This window comes from Gilliamella sp. wkB292, from assembly GCF_001690235.1.
Taxonomy (GTDB): domain Bacteria; phylum Pseudomonadota; class Gammaproteobacteria; order Enterobacterales; family Orbaceae; genus Gilliamella; species Gilliamella apicola_F.
The window spans coordinates 1-21,394 of sequence record NZ_LZGO01000081.1 but is presented as its reverse complement, the minus strand read 5'-3'; the positions used below and the strand labels follow the sequence as shown (position 1 = coordinate 21,394).

Annotated in this window: 17 protein-coding genes and 1 tRNA gene; 4 read left to right on the top strand and 14 right to left on the bottom strand. The window is 34.8% G+C overall.

All coding sequences use genetic code 11. The features are described from left to right. Positions 1–103: 103 nt before the first annotated feature. From truC to uvrA, 5 genes are all read right to left on the bottom strand, one after another. Entirely contained in the window at positions 104–811 is a 708-nt protein-coding gene (truC, locus tag A9G09_RS11595) for a tRNA pseudouridine(65) synthase TruC (protein ID WP_081297565.1), read from the bottom strand. Between the two features lie 21 nt (positions 812–832). Beyond that, positions 833–1,651: a pyridoxal phosphatase gene (locus A9G09_RS11590; protein WP_065634998.1), complete on the bottom strand. Its 819-nt coding sequence runs from the start codon at positions 1,649–1,651 to the stop codon at positions 833–835. Positions 1,652–1,742: 91 nt separating this feature from the next. Beyond that, positions 1,743–2,348 (bottom strand): recombination mediator RecR, encoded by a 606-nt coding sequence (recR, locus tag A9G09_RS11585; protein ID WP_065634997.1) that lies wholly within the window; start codon positions 2,346–2,348, stop codon positions 1,743–1,745. Between the two features lie 212 nt (positions 2,349–2,560). Further along, the gene (gene plsY, locus A9G09_RS11580; RefSeq protein WP_065635018.1) at positions 2,561–3,139 is read right to left on the bottom strand and encodes a glycerol-3-phosphate 1-O-acyltransferase PlsY; all 579 of its coding nucleotides are present in this window, start codon (positions 3,137–3,139) and stop codon (positions 2,561–2,563) included. A 170-nt stretch (positions 3,140–3,309) separates the two neighbouring features. After that, on the bottom strand, positions 3,310–6,150 hold the full coding sequence (gene uvrA / locus A9G09_RS11575) for an excinuclease ABC subunit UvrA (RefSeq protein WP_141671585.1): 2,841 nt from the start codon (positions 6,148–6,150) through the stop codon (positions 3,310–3,312). Positions 6,151–6,470: 320 nt separating this feature from the next. Between uvrA and A9G09_RS11570 the strand changes: the two genes are divergently transcribed. Continuing rightward, positions 6,471–7,208: a cyclase family protein gene (locus A9G09_RS11570; protein WP_065634995.1), complete on the top strand. Its 738-nt coding sequence runs from the start codon at positions 6,471–6,473 to the stop codon at positions 7,206–7,208. A 104-nt stretch (positions 7,209–7,312) separates the two neighbouring features. Here the strand turns inward: A9G09_RS11570 and A9G09_RS11565 are convergent, their stop codons facing one another. Both A9G09_RS11565 and A9G09_RS11560 read right to left on the bottom strand, forming a co-directional pair. Further along, the gene (locus A9G09_RS11565) at positions 7,313–8,251 is read right to left on the bottom strand and encodes a sugar kinase (protein WP_065634994.1); all 939 of its coding nucleotides are present in this window, start codon (positions 8,249–8,251) and stop codon (positions 7,313–7,315) included. Between the two features lie 27 nt (positions 8,252–8,278). Then, positions 8,279–8,749 (bottom strand): YhcH/YjgK/YiaL family protein, encoded by a 471-nt coding sequence (locus A9G09_RS11560; protein ID WP_065634993.1) that lies wholly within the window; start codon positions 8,747–8,749, stop codon positions 8,279–8,281. Between the two features lie 671 nt (positions 8,750–9,420). On the opposite strand from A9G09_RS11560, the gene A9G09_RS11555 reads away from it, so the two are divergent. Next, a complete protein-coding gene (locus A9G09_RS11555; RefSeq protein ID WP_065634992.1) occupies positions 9,421–9,855 on the top strand; it encodes a hypothetical protein in 435 nt (144 codons plus the stop codon). 992 nt (positions 9,856–10,847) lie between these two features. Then, a complete protein-coding gene (locus A9G09_RS13265) occupies positions 10,848–11,129 on the top strand; it encodes a hypothetical protein (RefSeq protein ID WP_065635017.1) in 282 nt (93 codons plus the stop codon). 389 nt (positions 11,130–11,518) lie between these two features. Here A9G09_RS13265 and A9G09_RS11545 read toward each other — a convergent pair whose 3' ends face one another. After that, a complete protein-coding gene (locus tag A9G09_RS11545; RefSeq protein WP_065634991.1) occupies positions 11,519–11,851 on the bottom strand; it encodes a multidrug efflux SMR transporter in 333 nt (110 codons plus the stop codon). A gap of 911 nt (positions 11,852–12,762) precedes the next feature. Continuing rightward, positions 12,763–12,838 (bottom strand) — tRNA-Lys (locus tag A9G09_RS11540). Positions 12,839–13,076: 238 nt separating this feature from the next. Here A9G09_RS11540 and A9G09_RS11535 point away from each other — a divergent pair. Further along, positions 13,077–13,748 carry an OmpW family protein gene (locus A9G09_RS11535; RefSeq protein WP_065634990.1) on the top strand — a complete coding sequence of 224 codons (672 nt, stop codon included), beginning with the start codon at positions 13,077–13,079 and terminating at the stop codon, positions 13,746–13,748. 51 nt (positions 13,749–13,799) lie between these two features. Here A9G09_RS11535 and A9G09_RS11530 read toward each other — a convergent pair whose 3' ends face one another. From A9G09_RS11530 to A9G09_RS11510, 5 genes are all read right to left on the bottom strand, one after another. Continuing rightward, positions 13,800–16,658, bottom strand: a complete 2,859-nt coding sequence (locus tag A9G09_RS11530) for a valine--tRNA ligase (RefSeq protein WP_065634989.1) — start codon at positions 16,656–16,658, stop codon at positions 13,800–13,802. 203 nt (positions 16,659–16,861) lie between these two features. Then, a complete protein-coding gene (panC, locus tag A9G09_RS11525; protein ID WP_065634988.1) occupies positions 16,862–17,710 on the bottom strand; it encodes a pantoate--beta-alanine ligase in 849 nt (282 codons plus the stop codon). A gap of 6 nt (positions 17,711–17,716) precedes the next feature. Then, a complete protein-coding gene (gene panB / locus A9G09_RS11520; protein WP_065634987.1) occupies positions 17,717–18,571 on the bottom strand; it encodes a 3-methyl-2-oxobutanoate hydroxymethyltransferase in 855 nt (284 codons plus the stop codon). Then, positions 18,568–19,410, bottom strand: a complete 843-nt coding sequence (locus A9G09_RS11515) for a Rossmann-like and DUF2520 domain-containing protein (RefSeq protein WP_065634986.1) — start codon at positions 19,408–19,410, stop codon at positions 18,568–18,570. The genes panB and A9G09_RS11515 overlap by 4 nt, the downstream gene beginning before the upstream one ends. A 292-nt stretch (positions 19,411–19,702) precedes the next feature. Beyond that, positions 19,703–21,064 carry a hypothetical protein gene (locus A9G09_RS11510; RefSeq protein WP_065634985.1) on the bottom strand — a complete coding sequence of 454 codons (1,362 nt, stop codon included), beginning with the start codon at positions 21,062–21,064 and terminating at the stop codon, positions 19,703–19,705. Between the last annotated feature and the right edge of the window lie 330 nt (positions 21,065–21,394).

Genomic DNA, 21,394 nt, shown 5'->3' with positions numbered 1-21,394 from the left:
ATTAAGCCATATTGCAATAATAAATATGGCTTATACTTTCGTAACATACTATCTTATTTATCTAGATGAATCAAAGAGAAAAATAAACACTATACTCAATCATCTATTTAAAATTAAGTAGGATATTTTGCCAGCTTTGATCTAATTTAGCTTCAATCACTAGCGGCTGTTGTGTGATAGGATGAATGAGCGCTAAACAACTAGCATGTAACATTAATCGTTTAATACCAAAATAATCGGTGAAAGCTCTATTTTGATGAAGATCGCCATGCTTGCTGTCGCCTAAAATGGGATGAAAGATATGCTTCATGTGACGTCGTAATTGATGTTTTCGACCGGTCTTAGGTTTTAACTCTACAAAGCTATATCTTGCTGTTTTGAATTTCCCAACACTGACAGGTATCTCAATTTTGCTAATCGCTCGATAAAAAGTTACTGCATCTTGTGCAGGTTTATTACGATCAGCAAACTTATCGGCAATTTTATCGAGCTCTTCAATTAATGGATAATCAATCACTGCTTCACCATCGACATAACCACGAACTATTGCATGATAAGTTTTTTCAATTTGTTTTGAGTTAAATTGCTCTGACATTAAACGAGCAACGTCACTTGATAATGCAAATAATAGTACACCAGAGGTTGGTCTATCTAACCGATGTATAGGAAAGACATGCTGTCCAATTTGATCCCTTAGTGTTTGCATAACAACAACAGTTTGCTGTTTGTCTAACCAGCTACGATGTACCAACCATCCTGAGGGTTTATTAATCGCAATTAAATCATTATCTTGATAAAGAATTTCGAACACAATCAATATTTACCAAGTAATTTATAAAAAGAGTTTTTTCAATTCAGCTGCAATACTTGGGCTATTATTATCACCAATTGCATAATTTGCATGAGATTTAACCTCATCATCAGCATTTCCCATCGCGATGCCCAATCCTGCAATCGTTAACATACTGATGTCATTATAACTGTCACCAAAAGCAACAATTTCGTTTAAATCGATTTGCTCATGTTGTGCCCAATGAGTAAGTCCATTACCTTTAGTATTGCCTTTGATCGCAACATCAGCACGATTTGACCAAGACCATTCACACGAAAACTGGTCAAGTTTATCCACTGCTTGCGAAAATTGCTGCAATGCGGGTAAATTATGACTACTTGTTGCAAATTTGAAAATCGCTTTAGACTCTTCAATCACCTTTGCAAAACTATCGACCTTTTTGATCTCAGGCTGTAAAAAAGCAGGTAGCGCATTAACCCATTTAAAAAATCCTTCCAGATGATCGTCTAAAACTTCATAAGTCATCATTTTATCAGTGTAAATCAAAGTATGGATACCATAATGGTTAACTAGATTTAAAAGTATGTTAGCTTGATCTTTGGTCATTGGTTTAGCCGCTAAAGTTTTATGATTTTCGAAATCATAAAGATACGATCCGTTGCAACAAATAGCCGGCGTTGATAAGTTAAGTTGATAATAATAAGGATAAATCACAGAATGGTGGCGACCAGAAACTAAAATAACTTTTATACCTTTATCACTGATTTTTTTAAGTACGTCAACTGTTTCCGGTAAAATTAGGCGATTACTCGCCAGTAATGTGCCATCCATATCAAATGCAACCGCTTTATACTTCATATCTATCCTCTTGTATTTATACCATTTAACCTTAGAGTAAATATCCAATTGTTAATTTTATACGATAAACAATCTTACTAAATAAATAAGATTAAAATTCTATTTTTTGACGACCAATAAATGAGTGAGATAATGTTGTACCATCAACCATTTCAAGTTCACCACCAACCGGAACGCCATGAGCAATGCGCGTAGCGATAACATTAAATTCAAGGCACATTTGCGCAATATAATTAGCTGTAGCATCACCTTCAACAGTCGGATTAGTAGCTAAAATAACTTCATTTATTTGCTCTGTTGATAATCTTTGTTTAAGCAAATCAAGACCAATATCCGTTGGTCCAATACCATCAAGCGGTGACAAATGCCCCAATAAGACAAAATAGCGTCCACTATATTGTCCCGTTTGTTCAATAGCAATGATATCAGCCGGTGTTTCAACCACACAAAGCTGACCACTACTTTGCCTACGAACATTAGCGCAAATATTACAGATATCTTGTTCAGTAAAAGTACGACACTGCTTACAATGGCCTATATTAATCATAGCTTCATGCAATACATGTGCTAAATTAATACCACCTTGTCGATTGCGTTGTAATAAATGGTAAGCCATTCGTTGTGCTGATTTTGGCCCTACACCTGGCAAGCAACGCAAGGATTCCATAAATGATTCTAGTAATGGGCTAATTTGCATAAAATAATTTAGTAACCAACAATTTATTATTTATATTCATCATACCTTGTTTCTATTATTGATAAAACAAGATATGTTCTATTGATTTAATTAACGATTAATCAAATTCATTCAAAAAAAGCGTAAGCAATTTTTCTATTAATTTATATTTTATAAGTCATAATGTTGTTAAATTCAGAACAAATTAACAAACATTTGATACTGTTTTTCAACTATTTTAAATGTTTACGATAAAGACTTTTAGGCTCAACACCTTTAAATAGTCTGGCAATGTTACTGCTATGCCGAACAATAATTAGGCATGAAAGCATCGCAACAGGCAAGGTGAGTTCAGGTTTAAATAACCAAACATAAAATGGCGCTAAAAGAAAACCAACAATAGCAGCAACAGAAGAATAACCGGTGATAAGTAATACAATAAGCCAAGTTAAAATAAAACAACCGGTAAAATCTAACCCAATTGGGACCATCATTCCCAAAGCTGTCGCCACGCCCTTTCCCCCACGAAAATGAAAAAAGCAAGGAAAAATATGACCCAAACAAGCAGCAATACCAATTATGCCTAAAAAGAAAGGGGAAATACCAAGTCGATAAGCAATATAAACAGGAATAGCGCCTTTTAGCATATCAAAAACTAAAACAAATACTGCTGGCAATTTTCCACTAATACGCAGGACATTTGTTGCCCCCGGATTATGAGAACCATGTAATGAGGGATTTTGTAATCGCATAATACGACTAATAATCATCGCACCTGATAGTGACCCACATAAATAGGCAATAATGATCATCGTTACAATTTGTATTATCAAAATGCCATCCCTCTTAATTTTTAATAATCCAAGTAAAAACAAGCAATGCCGCATTCATAACAACTGCTTTATGCGGCATTAAATTGTCAGTAATGCAAATTATACTTAAGCTAAAAACTAATCCCTAATATAATCATTAACAAACAACTTTAACTCTTTTTTTGCTTTTCTAATAATGGTTTTAAATATTGTCCAGTATAAGATATTTTCGATTCAGCAACATCTTCTGGTGTACCTTCGGCAATTATTTGACCACCACCACTACCGCCTTCAGGACCTAAATCAACAATCCAATCGGCAGTTTTGACAACATCCAAATTATGTTCAATAACAACAATAGTGTTGCCTTTATCCCTTAATGAATGTAGTTGAGCTAGCAATTGTTTTACATCTGCAAAGTGTAAACCCGTAGTTGGTTCATCTAGGATATAAAGTGTGCTACCAGTATCTCGCTTAGATAACTCTTTTGCAAGTTTTACTCGTTGCGCTTCACCGCCTGATAATGTTGTTGCTGACTGACCAATGGTTATATAAGCAAGACCAACATCAATTAAAGTCTGTAATTTGCGTGAAATCATCGGTACCGCATCAAAAAATTCTCGTCCTTCTTCAACAGTCATGTTAAGAATTTCATTAATCGACTTACCTTTGTATTTGATTTCTAATGTTTCTCGATTATATCGCGCGCCATGGCACTGGTCACAAGGCACATAGATATCTGGCAAAAAGTGCATTTCAACTTTTATTAGACCATCACCTTGACAAGCTTCACAGCGCCCCCCTTTTACATTGAAACTAAATCGACCTGGATTATATCCTCGTGCACGCGATTCAGGCACTCCTGCGTAAAGTTCACGAATAGAAGTAAAAAATCCAGTATAAGTAGCAGGATTAGATCGGGGGGTACGACCAATTGGGCTTTGATCAATCGCAATGACTTTATCAAAATAGTTAAGGCCTTTTATTGCTTTATAAGGTGCTATTTCACTCTTTTCTGCACCATTTAACTCATTTTGCGCAAGTGGATATAAAGTATCATTAATCAACGTCGATTTACCCGAACCTGACACGCCAGTAATACAGGTAAATAATCCAACAGGAATATTTAAGGTAACATCTTTAAGATTATTACCGGTTGCACCAATAAGTGAAAGTATCCGTTTTTTATCGACTTTAGTCCGATTTTTAGGAATTTCAATTTTTTCTTTACCAGATAGATATTGACCGGTTAATGAATTTTTACAAGCCATAATCTGTTTTGGTGTGCCTTGTGCAACAACTTCGCCACCATGAACGCCAGCACCGGGGCCAATATCTATCACATAATCGGCCGCCATAATGGCTTCTTCGTCATGTTCAACCACAATAACGGTATTACCTAGGTCACGTAAATGGGTTAACGTATCAATTAGACGGGTGTTATCTCGTTGATGTAAACCGATTGACGGTTCATCAAGAACATACATTACGCCAACCAATCCAGCACCGATTTGACTAGCCAAGCGAATACGTTGTGCCTCACCACCCGATAACGTTTCGGCCGAACGTGACAAAGTCAAATAATTTAATCCAACATTAATTAAAAATTGTAGACGATCATTAATCTCTTTCAGTATTTTTTCAGCGATTTGCGCACGTTGACCAGTTAAAGTTAGCTTATCAAAAAAATCTTTGGCTTGTTGTGTACTTAAATCACTAATCGTTGGCAAATTAGTATCATTAACATAGACATGCCGTGCTGTGGTACATAATCGAGAACCACCACAGCTAGGGCAAGGACGATTACTAATATATTTAGCCAGCTCTTCACGAATAGTTTGCGATTCGGTTTCTTTATAGCGACGAGTAAGATTATTAATAATCCCTTCAAAAACATGTTTACGTTTAACTACATCACCACGATCATTAGTGTAAACAAATTGGATTTCGGTATTACCAGAACCATTTAATAAAATATCTTTTATTTTTTCTGGTAATTTTTCATAAGGAGTGTCAATATCAAACTTATAGTGCTCGGCTAGTGATGTTAACATCTGAAAATAATAAAAATTACGACGATCCCATCCCTTAATTGCGCCAGCAGCCAATGAAACCTCGGGCATTTGCACAATACGTTTTGGATCAAAATATTGCTGTACCCCTAAGCCATCACATTCAGGACAAGCACCCGCAGGATTATTAAACGAAAATAATCGAGGCTCAAGTTCAGAGATGCTATAACCACAGATTGGACAAGCAAAATTAGCCGAATATAGCTGTTCTTCGGCTTTCGGATCATCTAAATTGGCGACTTTAACAATACCGTTTGTAATTGAAAGTGCTGTTTCAATAGATTCAGCCAAACGTAATTTTAGATCATCTCGAATACGAAAACGATCCACAACGACTTCAATTGTATGTTTTTTCTGAAGTTCGAGTGTTGGAGGATCAGACAGATCATACACATCACCATCAACCCGAACACGAATATAACCACTTGCCGATAGCTGTTCAAACAGTTTAACAAATTCACCTTTACGTTCAGTAACAACGGGCGCAAGCAGCATATAACGATTGTCGGCAGGAAGTGCCATTATGCTATCAACCATTTGCGAAACAGTTTGCGCAGCTAAAGGTAAATTATGATTAGGACAACGTGGTTCACCGATTCTGGCAAACAATAATCGCAAATAATCGTAAATTTCAGTAATAGTACCTACAGTCGAACGCGGATTATGCGATGTTGATTTTTGCTCAATCGAAATTGCAGGTGATAATCCTTCAATATGATCCACATCGGGTTTTTCCATAAGCGATAAAAACTGACGAGCATAAGCCGACAGCGATTCAACATAACGGCGTTGCCCTTCTGCATATAAAGTATCAAATGCTAACGACGACTTTCCTGAACCAGAAAGTCCGGTAATCACAACCAGCTTATCTCTAGGAATGATTACATTGATATTTTTCAGATTGTGCGTTCGCGCACCACGAATATCGATATCTTTGATTGACATAGATCTCTTCTTAAAGTGAGTTTTTAGACGAATTAGGAAAAAATTAACTGTATATTATACCAGTAACATTTGATTAAATATACTACTATATAGCTCAATAGTGTCGCTTAGCAAAATTTCAATCATATTAACCAAAATTCTTAATCAATTAGCACGAATAAAGCATTTTTTGCCTCTTACTGTGCGTATTTAAACTTTTTGAAAAATAAATTAGAACTAAAAATTATATTTTTATAACTGAAAATTATTAGTTTAGAGAATTCAATCATCTTACAATAAACCAATCACACGTTTTTTAAAAATAAGGAGCTATTTTGAATAACGAAGTCTTGCAAGCATTAAACTTATTAAAATCGAAAAAATGGGTAGATTTAACTCATGCATTCGATCACAATTCTCCCCATTTTTTTATGTTTAAACCTGCTGAAATAAAAACGCTGTTCGATCATAGTGACGGCTTTTTAGCACAGAATTTTAGTTTTGCTGGTCAATATGGTACCCATTTAGATGCACCAATTCATTTTGTTCCTAATACTCGGTATTTACACGAACTTGAATTACAAGAATTAGTATTACCATTAATCGTAATCGATCAATCTAAACGCGCAGAACAAGATCCCAACTTTTCTTTTTCTAAAGATGATGTTTTAGCTTTTGAAAAGCAACATGGACAAATTGAAACCGGTAGTTTTGTTGCACTGCGAACAGACTGGAGTAAGAAATGGCCTTCACAATCGGCAATGGAAAATAAAGATAAAGAAGGAAACAATCAAATTCCAGGCTGGGGACTTGATGCATTAAAATTTTTATTTGAAGAGCGAAAAATTAAAGCTATTGGTCATGAAACGTTTGATACTGACTCTGCAAAAGCATTTCGAGAAAATAATGCGTTAAAAGGTGAATACTATGTTTTAGCGCAAGATACTTATCAAGTTGAGTTAATGACCAATTTAGATCAGTTGCCAACCAAAGGAGCGGTTATTTTTAATATTGTAGCCAAACCCAATAATGCCTCAGGTTTTCCGGTACGTTCTTTTGCAATATTGCCTTAATCTGTTTATTTAACCCTAAAAATCAGCATTAAATATTTTAAAGTTAATATGTTGGCATACATCATTGTGATATAAAAAACGGTCATTATTGACCGTTTTGTTGTTTAATCTTCGATTAATGTTGGTGTAACATCCAAAGGAATAATAGCCCCACGATACTGAATAACAGTACCTGCAACTAGATGCCCTTGCAATGCTGATTGCGCAGGATTTTGCCCACTTAAACGTGCACCAAGGTAACCTGCACTAAATGAGTCACCTGCAGCTGTCGTATCAATCACTTTTTCTTTAGCTATTTTATTGGCAGGCACATCAAAACGTCCTTCGGCTGATTCAATAATACAACTTTCGCTACCACGTTTAATCACAATTTCTGTCACACCAAAGTTTTTAGTGCGGTCAATGACTTGTTCATAAGGTAGTTTGCCCCATAATAGATCTTCGTCATCTAGTGTTAAAAATGCAATATCAGTGTAAGATAGAATATCGGCATATACGCTACGCGCTAAATCAAGACTACTCCATAAGCGTGGACGGAAGTTATTATCAAAAATCACTTTACCACCATTGGCTTTAACGCGTTTTAATAGATCCAATAATTTCAGAATACTTTCAGCATCTAATATGGCAATACTGATACCACTTAGATAGACATAATCGTATTTAGCAATTTGCTCAGCAATTCTTGCTGTTTCAGCCGTTTTTAACCAAAACTTAGCCGCTGCATCATTACGCCAATAATAAAATGAGCGTTCGCCATGTTCATCGGTCACAATCGAATAAAGCCCAGGCATTTTGTCAGACATTTTTTGCACAAGATCGGTTTGGATCTGCTCTTTTTGCCAGCTATCAAGCATCTCTTGACTAAAAGGATCAGTTCCTAATCCAGTCACATAATGAATCGAAAAATCTTTATTTTTTAATAAACGAGATAAATAAATCGACGTATTAAGTGTATCGCCTCCAAAGCTGCGGGTTGTTGAATCTTGTTTTATCGAAAGTTCAATCATACATTCGCCAATAACAGCGATTTTTGTTGCCATAGTGTTACCTAAAATCCTTACTTCTATTTATAAATAATCCAATGCGATTTTTACCACAACTTTTCGAACCGCTGCAATCTTATTATCGACTGCACAAAGCGGTTTATGCACTTCATTAGGTAAAAAAACAATAAAATCGTTCGGTTGTAATACTAACATCGTTTCTTCTTTTGGAGTCTCGATAAAAGCAATATCATTTTCCGCTATTTTATCATCTAAAACTTGAGTATAAGGAGGTAAAGTAGAAATAGCCATCCCTTCTTGACCAGCTAAAACAATTTGCACATCAATATATTTTTTATGGTATTCAGGCTTTGCTTCATGAATATATCTTGATGAATTATCAGACACCATAAAAAACATATTATCACCATCAATATCATAACGACCAACAGGCGTATTGCTATTAACATTGTCTTTTACATATTCAATGGATTGTTTTATTTTGGCGGGCAAATAAGGGACTAACCCTAAATGATTAATATTACCTAAAATCATACTCAATGATCCTTAACTGAGAAATTGGCACAATACCTGATACTTTCATTATGTGCGATAATGGCATCGGATAGAATAACGACTTAAATTTTTATGAGTATATACTTAAGTCACCTATTTTTGTAGGGGTATTATGAATAACTTTTTACTGTCTTTTATGTTTTTAACAACATGATATACTTTCGGGCGATTAAATTAGGAAAGTGAGTGAAATTATCAACTCCAAAAATAACTCATTATGATGATTAAAATTTAGCTTAATTTATCTAATGCAGACAATTAATCAGAACTGGACTTAATGCTGTTAGCAATAGATTTAATAACGTGTTTAGTGCGAAAGATTACCGATATTTTATCTATTGGTTATCTGGATAGCGATAATCAACTTTTAACTCGCTTAAGTATTTATCACATTGATACTCAAGTACTTGATTAAGCTTTCACTTAAAAGCTATCGTCATCAGTATTTGCAATAATCTGCCAACACTTTATATCATCACTCTTTTACGATTATAGATAATGAAGATATTTGATAGCGCTTTGTATGTTACGGTTATTTAACATTTGAGAATCAAGGTCAATAATATTTGCCAAGTAAAAACAGGCTTGCTTAATATTCGCTACAAATGGACGAGAGCTTATCAATTTTGTCTTTGAACTAGGATGATTTTATGACTAAAATAGTGGAATTATGGCACAAGCAACAATTGCCAATTAAAGACGGTATTTATTTTGCCAGTGGTCAATCTATTGCGCTCGATGCGGTATTTTTTCCGCAATTATCAATTCATGTAGGTGAAAAATTTGACCTTAATGTTATTTTAAATAACGATGCCGATAATTTAACCGATATTGATATCTTCGATAAAATCATCCTCGCTAATGGTGATCAATGCATTATAGGGGAAGGAAGTTATGGTTCAGAAGGCTTTATTGCCTATCTATCGGCTAATCAGGATTTAATTTGGGTGATATATTTTGAAAAATCGAATCCTTTTATCAAAGTATTACCATTAACCAACCAATCAATTATGGTTGAATCAAGCGCCAATTTTCAACTGATTATCGAATTGGCAAATCCGGTCAATCTTAAATTAATAAAATAAATTACAAATTAGCTTTATTTGAGCTAAAGGTGCTCAATTATCTATCAATAAAATGAACAGGATATATGGTATTTCAATTGTAAAACAATTGATTATAATGAAATAACAATCATTCTATAAAAGAATAAAAAATGAGTGAATTCTATAAATTATGCCAAGACTTAGATTTACCCTTTATTGATGTCTTTAGTCAAGACTGGAAATATGAAGTCCCAATTAAATATCGAACATCTGAGTGGTTAGCTAAATATTTATACGCTTATCTTAATAATAATTACTCAACAACACAAAAACAGATACTCATGAATTTGTGTCTTAACATATGCAATGATTTATTATCTGAAAATCCTAACCAAAGCAATCCTATATTTCATCAATTATTGAAGGTACTCTATAGCCATTATCAACAACATTGTCAGCTCATTGAGTATTGGGCGGCAACGAATCATCCATTAGATAATTGCTTTGCTTTAACCCAAAAAATAAGAGAATTACAACAAACATATCTTATTAATGCTAAAGAGTGGCTTGCGTTAAATCAGGCAGAACAAGATCTGTTAACCGCTAAGAACAATTTTCGGCAATGTCCAGATTTTTTAGTGCAGCTTCAAATCGCCCTGAATTTATCATCGCAACAAGTTGTCGCATTAAGATTAATCGGTGAGGATAAATTAAAGGATGAGCAGCTAAGCCATTTACTACCAAGCATTATTGCTATCGCCTTAGATAATAAGAATGATAACTGTATTTTTGCAGAAGACATTTTAATAAAGCTGAAAAGCAATCCCTATATTAATCAGCGAATAATCAATCTATTAAATGATTATATTGATGATCATGATCAAATTATCTACCGCAAAATGGTACCGCTATTGGCTATTCTAGATTATCCAGATTTAACCAATCGGTTAATCAATTGCTGTAAAACGAGTAATAAAACTGAAATTGTTCAAATTTATAATGAATTTACCAAACAGATAATCAAGCAATCTATTCCCCTATCCGACAATGAATTAAACCTAATTCAAAACCGATGTGATAGTGCGACACCTGGTCCATGGCAATCGTACGTCGAAGATCGTGATCATAGTAGTGGTAGCAATTTTATTATGACGGGGAGTAAACACCAGCGTGGTGAGGATATTGAACTAATTGGTGCTACAAATAACGATCAAGACTTTATCGCCAATGCAAGGCAAGATATACCTAAGTTAATTAACGAAATCAAACGATTAAAGAAATTTATTGCCCAAAATATGCAGCCTAAAAAATGAAATTAGGTTAAATCACTATGCCTTCGCTAGCTTAACCCGAAAACGTTTTTTAAAAGAAAAATAATGGGCAAAGATATTTTATTTAAAAAAGCACTTAACCCTATGAATCATGACAACTTGCAACTAAATAGCCATTTAGATACGTTAATCTTTATGATGCAAGACAATTTGTACAAGATATTAAGTATAAATATCATTGAAATAACTATTTTCAGAATGGAAAATCAGTGATTTTATAAAAGGTAACAAAATAGAATATTTCGTGATTTTTATCAAAGATCTCATTAAACCAGAATAAAACTTGTCATCGAATCTAATTACATCGTTTTATCCTTAGATAATCGATAAATTTTGCCGGTGACTCAGTGGTAACCAGCAACTTTGTGCCATCAATGCGCAGCAACTTTTGAAAAAAGATTAATAATGACCACACCAAACATAATAAATCCCATTCCAATTAAAGCGGCAAGATCTAATGTTTGTTTCATAAATATCCAGGCAATTAGACTAATAAATACAATTCCAATTCCCGACCAAATCGCATAAGCAATACCAACCGGAATGGTTTTTAAGGCCAATGAAAGAACATAAAACGAAGCACTATAACCAATAATGGTAATTATTGAATACAATAAATGCGTAAAGCCGTTAGAAAGTTTTAACGAAGAAGTTGCAATCACTTCACAAATAATCGCAATAAAAAGTAATAGATATGAATTCATATTATGACTCATAAGTTGGTTGAAATAAAAAATGAAGACTCACCAAAAATCTTAGTGTAAAAATGATTAATAAAAACTCAATAATCACACAATTCAGGAAAAAATAGAATAAATGCTGTGGTATGAGGGGATCAGAAAAGAGCTATAAAAAATACCTATTAAACATATAACGTTTATCATCCACTCAACACATCGATATAATATATCACTCCTCAATAATAAAGTAAAAAGTTAAAAGAAAACGGATTACTTTTCGCGTGATGAGTACTTTAATGTAATTATCAATTTTCATTGATTGATACACTTGATTCAGGACTTTTTATAATCAAGCTAAACTATTTAATATGTTAAACAGCACGACAATTGCTCATAATTTTTGATAAAATACAAATAGCCAACTAAAAGATTTTGGTAGTCTATTTAATCTCATACATAGAACAAATAGTTCAATTAAATACCTGTACTCCAATTAGCATTCAATACTATTATTGTATCAGCTTCATCTAAAAAAAGTTTAGCTATTAACTAAACACAAAAAGCTTAATATTGATAAAATTAAGCTAACAATGATAAATCCGATTAATAACTTACCAACTTTGTAATAAAACCTATTTTCCTGATTTTCCCGCTTCTTTCTATTGAAACAGACCAGAAAAATACCTATGAGAAGAATCGGTAAATAGATATACCAAAAACAAAACGGCGCAGCTATTATCAGAAATAAAATTGCTTGACCTGTAGTTATTGAATACATTTGAAATTTATATACTTAAATGATTATAACGTACCACTAAGAATCATCAGAAATCTATGATTCAACCTATATAAAAAAAATAGTATACGTAACGTCTTAATAAATCAATAATTATTTTTTAAGAAGGGTTATCAACGTATTAGATGACGCTGGTGAATGGTGGGTTGTGAGGGGATCGAACCCGCGACCAATTGATTAAGAGTCAACTGCTCTACCGACTGAGCTAACAACCCACGAAAGAATGCGAGCTATTGTATATAAACTTAATAAACAATGCAAATTATGATTGGCATTTTTTTAAAATGTGAACCAAATTGCAGAATTATCAAATTTATTATGATATTTTTTTAATATTAAAAGAGTTATACTAATAAAATAATTTTCGACATAAAATCTGAAAAACATTAATTAAAATTCCATTTTCTTGCATATTTATAAATTATGGATTAGAAGTAAAACGAGGAGGCAAAAATGAAAATATCTTCTATTGCAATGCTCATGTCAATGGGTTTAGCAAGTTCTATGGCTTATGCACATCATGCAAATGAAATCATCGTCCGTGGTGGTCCTGTTTACGTTCACCCAAAGGATTCAAGTGATCATGTTAAAGTAGGCGGAGCCAAAAGTGATTTAAAGGCTAAGGCAGATAAGGACACACAGCTTGGTTTAAACTTTCAATATATGGTGACTGATAATCTTGGTATTGAGCTACTGGCTGCAACCCCATTTAGTCATCGTGTAAAACTTGGAGGGGGTAACTCTACTGGTTTAGCGGGTGCTCATCTGGGTAAAATTAAGCACTTACCGCCAACATTAAGTGCTGTATTTTATCCACTTGATTCAAGTTATGATTTCCAACCTTATGTAGGATTAGGCGTTAACTATACTTTCTTCTTTGACGAAAAACTGAGTGGTGATGCTAAAAATGCAGGTTTTCATGGTTTAGATTTGGATAGCTCTTGGGGATTAGCTGCGCAAGTTGGTGCTGATTATAACATTACTGAAAATTGGCTTATAAATGCTCAATTACGTTATATCGATATTGAAACTAAAGCTAAAACTCATTTAGGTGATACCAAAGTAACGGCCAATTATAAACTTGATCCATGGGTTGCTATGATTGGTGTTGGTTATAAGTTCTAATATTGTTAGGTCGATAAAAAACTCTCGTTGTCACGAGAGTTTTTTTACAAACTAAAGACTTTTAATTACTAAATACTGCTCTTGCAGTTTTGCTTTATCAGCAACATAGCCTTGTTGTTTCTCTTTCTCTTTAGCTACTACCGCGGCAGGTGCCTTATCAACAAAACTAGCGTTAGAAAGTTTGTTGTCGATACGTGCAATTTCCCCCTCAATACGAGCGATTTCTTTTTCAAGACGAGCTAGTTCATCATCTTTATTAATTAGTCCAGCCATTGGAATTAATAGTTCTGCACCATCAACTAATTTAGTCACTGATAATGGCCCTACTTCACCTTCATCTAGCAAAACAATTTCGGATAATCTTGCTAAAGACTCAATAAATGTGACATTGTCACCAATGATGCGATGCACTGTCGGTGATGCTTTTCTGATCAATAATTGTAACGATTTGCTTGGTGCGATATTCATTTCAGCACGAATATTACGAACAGCAATAACAGCATCTTTAATCCAATTGATATCAGCTACCGCTTCATTATCGACTAATTTGCTATCAAAGGCTGGCATTGGTTGTAACATGATGGTATCAGCGTTGATGGCCATTAATGGTTTGACACTTTGCCAAATAGCTTCAGTTATAAATGGAATGATTGGATGAGCCAAACGCAAGAGTGCTTCAAGGATCGTCACTAACGTATGACGAGCTGCTCGTTGCTCTGATTGCTCACCATTTGCCAATACCGATTTAGTCAACTCTAAATACCAGTCACAGAACTGATTCCAAGTAAATTCATATAAGATATTAGCCGCTAAATCGAAGCGGTAAGTATCGAATGCTTCGCGGTAAGTTTTCACCGTTTGATTAAATTCCGATAAGATCCATTTATCCGCTAATGAATACTCTAAATCACCACCTTTGAATCCACAATCGTGATCTTGAGTGTTCATTAATACATAACGGCTAGCATTCCATAGTTTATTGCAGAAATTACGATAACCTTCTAAACGTTTCAGATCCCAATTGATATCACGACCAGTTGACGCCAGTGCGGCTAAAGTAAAACGTAGCGCATCAGTACCGTGGGCTTCAATACCATTAGGGAACTGTTTTTCAGTACGTTTGGCAATTTTTTCAGCAAGTTGCGGTTGCATCATGTTACCAGTACGTTTTTCTAATAAATCGGCAAGTGATATTCCATCAATCATATCTAAAGGATCAATAACATTCCCTTTAGATTTTGACATTTTTTGCCCTTCTTCATCACGAATCAAGCCAGTTACATAAACGGTTTTGAAAGGTACTTGAGGTTTGCCATCTTCATCTTTGATGAAATGCATCGTCATCATAATCATTCTTGCAACCCAGAAGAAGATGATATCAAAACCAGTAACAAGAACATTAGTTGGATGGAAAGTCGCTAAATCATCGGTCTTTTCTGGCCAACCTAAGGTTGAAAATGTCCAAAGTGCTGATGAGAACCAAGTATCAAGCACATCATCATCTTGTGATAATTCGATATCAGCAGATAGATCGTTTTCACGACGAACTTCAGCTTCATCACGACCAACATAGACATTACCTTGATTATCATACCAAGCCGGAATTCGGTGTCCCCACCATAATTGTCGCGAAATACACCAATCTTGAATGTCATTCATCCATGAAAAATACATATTTTCATACTGTTTAGGTACAAATTGAATATCGCCATTTTTTACAGCTGCTATCGCTGGTTCAGCTAAGACTTTAGCGCGAACATACCATTGATCGGTTAACATTGGTTCAATGACCACGCCACCACGATCGCCGTAAGGAATGGTAAGATCATGTGGTTCAATTTTTTCTAAAATACCTTGAGCTTCACACGCAGCAACAACAGCTTTACGTGCAGCAAAGCGTTCTAAATTTTGGAATTGTGTCGGAATATCAGTTGAGTAAGCGGTGCTTGGCTCGCCGTTAGTATCAAATACTTCTGCTTGTGTGCGAATATCACCATCAAAGGTAAAGATATTTATCATCGGTAATTGATGGCGACGCCCTACTTCATAGTCATTAAAGTCATGAGCTGGCGTGATTTTTACACAACCGGTACCTTTTGTCATATCCGCATGTTCATCGCCAACAATAGGAATACGTCGATTGACAAAAGGTAATATAACAAATTTACCAATGAGATCTTTATAACGAGGATCTTCTGGATTAACCGCCACACCAGTATCACCAAATAGTGTTTCCGGACGAGTGGTTGCGACAACGAGGTAATCTTTACCATCTGCCGTTTTCGCATCATCCGCTAATGGGTAGCGCAGATGCCACATTGAACCTTTAACTTCACGATTTTCAACTTCAAGATCTGAAATTGCCGTACGTAATTTTGGGTCCCAATTCACTAAGCGTTTACCGCGATAAATTAGATCTTCTTGATAAAGTCTTACAAACACTTCTTTAACTGCATTAGAAAGGCCTTCATCCATCGTAAAACGTTCACGATCCCAATCAACAGAATCCCCTAAACGTCTCATCTGCTTAGTAATACTTCCACCTGATTCAGCTTTCCATTGCCAAATTTTTTCGATAAAGGCATCTCGACCATAATCATGACGAGTTTTATTTTCTTCAGCGGCAATTTTACGTTCTACCACCATTTGAGTAGCAATACCAGCATGGTCAGTTCCTGATTGCCAAAGTGTGTTATTTCCTTGCATACGGTGATAGCGAATTAATGCATCCATAATGGTCTGTTGAAATGCATGTCCCATATGCAAACTACCGGTTACGTTTGGTGGTGGAATAGCAATGCAATAGCTAGGCTGAGATTTGTCACCATTAGGCTTAAAGTAACCACTTTTTTCCCAATGTTGATAGATAGGTTGTTCGATTTCTTGTGGATTATAAGTCGTATTTTTCATAATAAAGGCATCAATCCTAATTCAAGGCATAAAAATGGCTATTATTCTACAGTAAAATGACATAACAATAAATTAGCAAAGCAGTAAAGTCGATGATTTAATTCGCTGCTATCACGCCTTAATATAAAATATTTATATTTACTGATAAAACAAAAAAACCGTTTTAGATATAAAACGGTTTTGATAAAAGATATAAAAAAGCTTTAGTGGAAATGATAAATAAAATTATCGATCAATCGAGTTTTGCCAACATATACCGCTAATGCACACAGAGTATCTTGTGTTAACTGCGATACGGGTTTTAAAGAACAAAGATCGACAAATTCAATATAATCAATTTTAGCAAGTGACTGTTGTTCAATAAGTAATTGCATCGCGCTATGAATTGTCGCTACTGATCTTTCTCCTTTAGCGATCATAGTATTAGCAAGTTCTATCGATTGATAAAGACAAACGGCTGCTTTGCGCTCATTGTCAGATAAATAACTATTTCGTGAACTTTTGGCTAAACCATCTGTTTCACGTACAATCGGACATCCAATAATTTCAATATCAAAATTTAAATCCCTTACCATCTGTTTAATAACAGCTAATTGCTGCGCATCTTTTTGTCCAAAATAAGCTCGATCGGGACAAGTGATATTGAATAATTTGCTCACAACGGTGCAAACACCTTTAAAGTGACCTGGCCGCTTTTCGCCACAAAGCGCATCAGTTAAACCATTTACATCAACATAGCTATTAAAACAAGGGGAGTACATTTCTTCGGCAGTGGGGGCGAAGATTAAATCAACGCCCATTTGTTCACAAGCGATTTTATCGCGCTCAAGATCACGTGGGTAACTAGCTAAGTCCTCTTTAGGGCCAAACTGCATGGGATTAACAAATATAGTGACAATCACTCTTTGATTATCTTTTTTAGCGCTAGCCATTAAACTCTGATGACCTTCATGTAAATATCCCATCGTAGGCACAAGACCTATGGTTTCACCCGCTAAGTGCCAAGCTTTAACCTGATGGCGAACATCAGCAATTGAGGTAACGACTTTCATGTGCTTTTATCCTTTATTACTGATTAAAAATTCATATTTAAGTTTAGCCATGATTTCGCTATCTATAGCAAATTCATGAATTGAATCAGGAAATTGCTGCCGTTTAACCTCTTGGCAATAATCTGCAAATGCCTGTTTCATTTGCTCACCAATAGGTGCAAAGGATTTAACAAACTTTGATGATACGCCATCATACATAGACAACATATCTTGGTACACTAATACTTGCCCATCACAGTTATGGCCGGCGCCAATCCCTATTGTTGGAATATTGACTAAATCAGAAATAAGCGATGCTAAATCAGCAGGCACACACTCTAATAAAATTGCTGCCGCACCTGCTTGTTCAACAGCTAACGCATCAAGAATAATATTTTTGGCAGCATGATAATCTTTACCTTGCACTTTATATCCACCTAATGCAAGTACAGATTGAGGCATTAAGCCGATGTGTGCAATAACCGGTATAGAAGCTTGCGCTATCATTTTGATATGTTCACAAAAAGCCTGCCCACCTTCAAGTTTAACGGCTTGAGCATTGCCTTCTTGAATCAATCGACCAGCATTATATACCGCATCATAAACAGAAGCATGGTAAGACATGAACGGTAAATCGGTTACAACTAATGCCGTTTTAGCCGCTCTAGCAACAGCTTTTGAATGATGAATCATATCCTCCATAGTAACCGATACAGTGCTGTCATATCCTAGCATAACCATACCTAAGGAGTCTCCAACTAACAAACAATCAACACCACTTTCATCCATCAGTTTAGCGGTGGTATAATCGTAAGCTGTCAACATGGTAATTTTTTGCTTATTTTGTTTATGTTTTTGTAAAGTAAGAATAGTATTTTTCAAGGTAACAGCTCCAATTCTAATTGTCGATAGTCCTTATATGGATGTTTTTGTCGACTAATGTTAAGCAAAATAGTCGATAATTGTTGATAAATTGGTTTGAGCTCATCTGGCATTGCCATCATATGTTGCTTAATGGTTTCAATATCGTTACGCTCCACAGGTCCAGTTAATGCCTCTATGACACCTGCTTTACAAATGTTGTTGGCATTACCAAGAAATAGCGGATGCCAAGCTTGTTCACTAAACTCTTTATCTAATCCACATTGATTAAGTAAATCTACACCGATTTGTACCAAAGCTAGCACTTGATTACTTAGCATGACACAAGCAGCATGATATAGTGGTTTTTTATTTGCTGAAAGAATTGCTAAGCGATTAGGTAATAGCGCTAAAAAACGTTGTAATTGGTCGATAATAGCTTTATTTGCTTCGAGCGTAAAAGAGACGTCCGACATAGCATTATAGCAATCGAACTTATCATAAATAGCGTATAAAGGGTGTAATGAAAAAGCGAATGGATGCACAACTTTATTTTGCTGAAATATGTGTGATGTCAATAAGCCACTACAATGACCAATCCACTTATTGGTAATAGGTAATTGACATAATTCATGCCAGACAGAAGCAATTTGACCATCAGCTACTGTCACCAATAAACAATCGCAACTATTCACTAAATCAGCTAAAGATGAATAGGCATAAGATTGAGTAAAATCACTAGCTTGTTTGGCGTGTTCATAAGTTCTGCTAAAAAAGCCTGCAACTTGTAAACCCGATAAACTAAAATATTTCGCTAGTGTGCACCCAACTTTACCAGCTCCGATAAAACCAATAATCATATAAATACATCAATTTCAAAATGATCTGCATTATAACTGAATCGCCTTAATATTCAATGTGATTGATATAATTGACTTTAATAAAATTTCAATCACTATCTAATTGAATGGTATAGCATTGATTTGCTTGTTATTATTTACTATTTGTGAAATAAGACCCTAATTTAGGTTATTTTTTAAGCGCAAAAATTGGCAAACCTAATTTCGTTTTACGATATTAGGTTTGCCATGATAACTATTATAAATAGAAGCTTTATTTAAAACTATTTATACAATTTAAATAAAAGAATTATTACGGCGTGACGCATGCTGTTAAATAATTAGGCTCTTCATTACCTCTATTACCTATAACGCCATTTCTTGCATCTACAACATAATGATTTTGATCACTTCTTAAATCCGATGTCCAATAATAAGCACCTCCAAAATAGGGATCATGATAATTATCCCAATCGCTACCGACATAATAATCATTGGTTACACTTCCCCATTCAGAAAATAAACCACCCATCCACTGTCCACTACTATTTCGGTAACTAATTAATCTACGATCTACTTCTTTCACTCCTGGGACACCATTATTCCAATTAATATTATTACCACTTCCATCAGTTACTCGATTCGAATTGGTTAAATCCAAAACCCCCGGTAACCGGTAACCTCCATTTAATGAGTTGCATCTATTTTCTGAATTTACATAGCCTCCTGACGCGCCAGGAATACCAATATACCAGCGTGATATCTTGAATGTATAAAAGACTATAGTTTTACTTTTATCTGCATACAATCTAAATGTAGAAGGTGTAAATACACCACCATTACTCGATAAAGATGGGCCCTTTAGGCTTACACGTAACAGACCACCATAATTACTCAAACTTAAACTCACGCCACTACCAGAAACTTGTCCAACGCTACTCCCATTGATATTTATTAGTTCAGTAGCAGATAATCCAGCAACTTTCAAATCAAAGAATAAATTATTCGATCCCGTTGTTGGAAAGTTATTTTCAGGATTGCTAGGATCATAAGAATAAAATCCTTTTCCATACTTCCAATTATCACCAACATCTTCTTCGCTAGCTAAATTTGGTTTTGCATAACAAAATTTTGCTAGCGAATCAACTTTCGGATAAAGATAATAACTCTTACTCCCACCTCGATACACACTAGAGTTTGGTATGCCATATTTTGTTGAGATAAAACCAGCTAAGGGGATTGATAGCGTCAATTTGTAAGGTGCATTACAGCCTTCTAATTCACTATTAAAATTATTTTTTACAAAAGTAGTTATATTATTTCCCTCATAATCATACCAATTTAACGCTATATTCCCTGTAACCGTTGGTTGACCATCACCATCTCTATCCCCCCAGTAATTCGATGTAGTAATAATCTGTGTTAATGGATATTGTGGATAACTTGAATTACTATTTGGAGGTGAAACAAACGTTTGGATATCGGAAAACTTTGCTTTACTGGTAACAAGTTGAATAGGTTTTGCTGAAGTTGAAACATCATTATCAGGAGTAACTTTTTTACCATCGGGCAATATTATTCTTAAAAGAGGGGTAATATCAGTATTCTTGGTTAAACCGTTGAATGATATGTAAGGGGCATTACCTTTAATTGCATTAACCGTTTGTGCTGACAAAGCCGAAACATGATTAGTAAAAGTAAATAGACTTAAAAATAATAATAGATTTTTATTTTTTAAAAAGTTGCCAAGTATTGATGAATTATTGGCTGGCTGGCTGGCTGGCTGGCTGGCTGGCTGGCTGGCTGGCTGGCTGGCTGGCCTTTAATCCCTTATATTTTAACATATTAGCATATCCCTTTCTATTTTATTTACTTGTTTTTTTTGTTGATTTTTAATCAAGATTAATAATCAGCTAAAGTATAAATAACTGCGGGTGGCTGAGCAACAATAAATCTGAGATATTTGTTAAGATTTGTTAACTTCAATCATTATCAATCTTCTACA

Excerpts from the sequence above, each read along its gene's own strand:
- plsY (WP_065635018.1), bottom strand. The coding sequence starts at position 3,139 with ATGATCATTATTGCCTATTTATGTGGGTCACTATCAGGTGCGATGATT.
- A9G09_RS11590 (WP_065634998.1), bottom strand. The coding sequence starts at position 1,651 with ATGAAGTATAAAGCGGTTGCATTTGATATGGATGGCACATTACTGGCG.
- panC (WP_065634988.1), bottom strand. The coding sequence starts at position 17,710 with ATGAAAGTCGTTACCTCAATTGCTGATGTTCGCCATCAGGTTAAAGCT.
- A9G09_RS11535 (WP_065634990.1), top strand. The coding sequence starts at position 13,077 with ATGAAAATATCTTCTATTGCAATGCTCATGTCAATGGGTTTAGCAAGT.
- A9G09_RS11545 (WP_065634991.1), bottom strand. The coding sequence starts at position 11,851 with ATGAATTCATATCTATTACTTTTTATTGCGATTATTTGTGAAGTGATT.
- recR (WP_065634997.1), bottom strand. The coding sequence starts at position 2,348 with ATGCAAATTAGCCCATTACTAGAATCATTTATGGAATCCTTGCGTTGC.
- A9G09_RS11515 (WP_065634986.1), bottom strand. The coding sequence starts at position 19,410 with ATGATTATTGGTTTTATCGGAGCTGGTAAAGTTGGGTGCACACTAGCG.
- A9G09_RS11560 (WP_065634993.1), bottom strand. The coding sequence starts at position 8,749 with ATGATTTTAGGTAATATTAATCATTTAGGGTTAGTCCCTTATTTGCCC.
- A9G09_RS11530 (WP_065634989.1), bottom strand. The coding sequence starts at position 16,658 with ATGAAAAATACGACTTATAATCCACAAGAAATCGAACAACCTATCTAT.
- A9G09_RS11555 (WP_065634992.1), top strand. The coding sequence starts at position 9,421 with ATGACTAAAATAGTGGAATTATGGCACAAGCAACAATTGCCAATTAAA.
- A9G09_RS11565 (WP_065634994.1), bottom strand. The coding sequence starts at position 8,251 with ATGGCAACAAAAATCGCTGTTATTGGCGAATGTATGATTGAACTTTCG.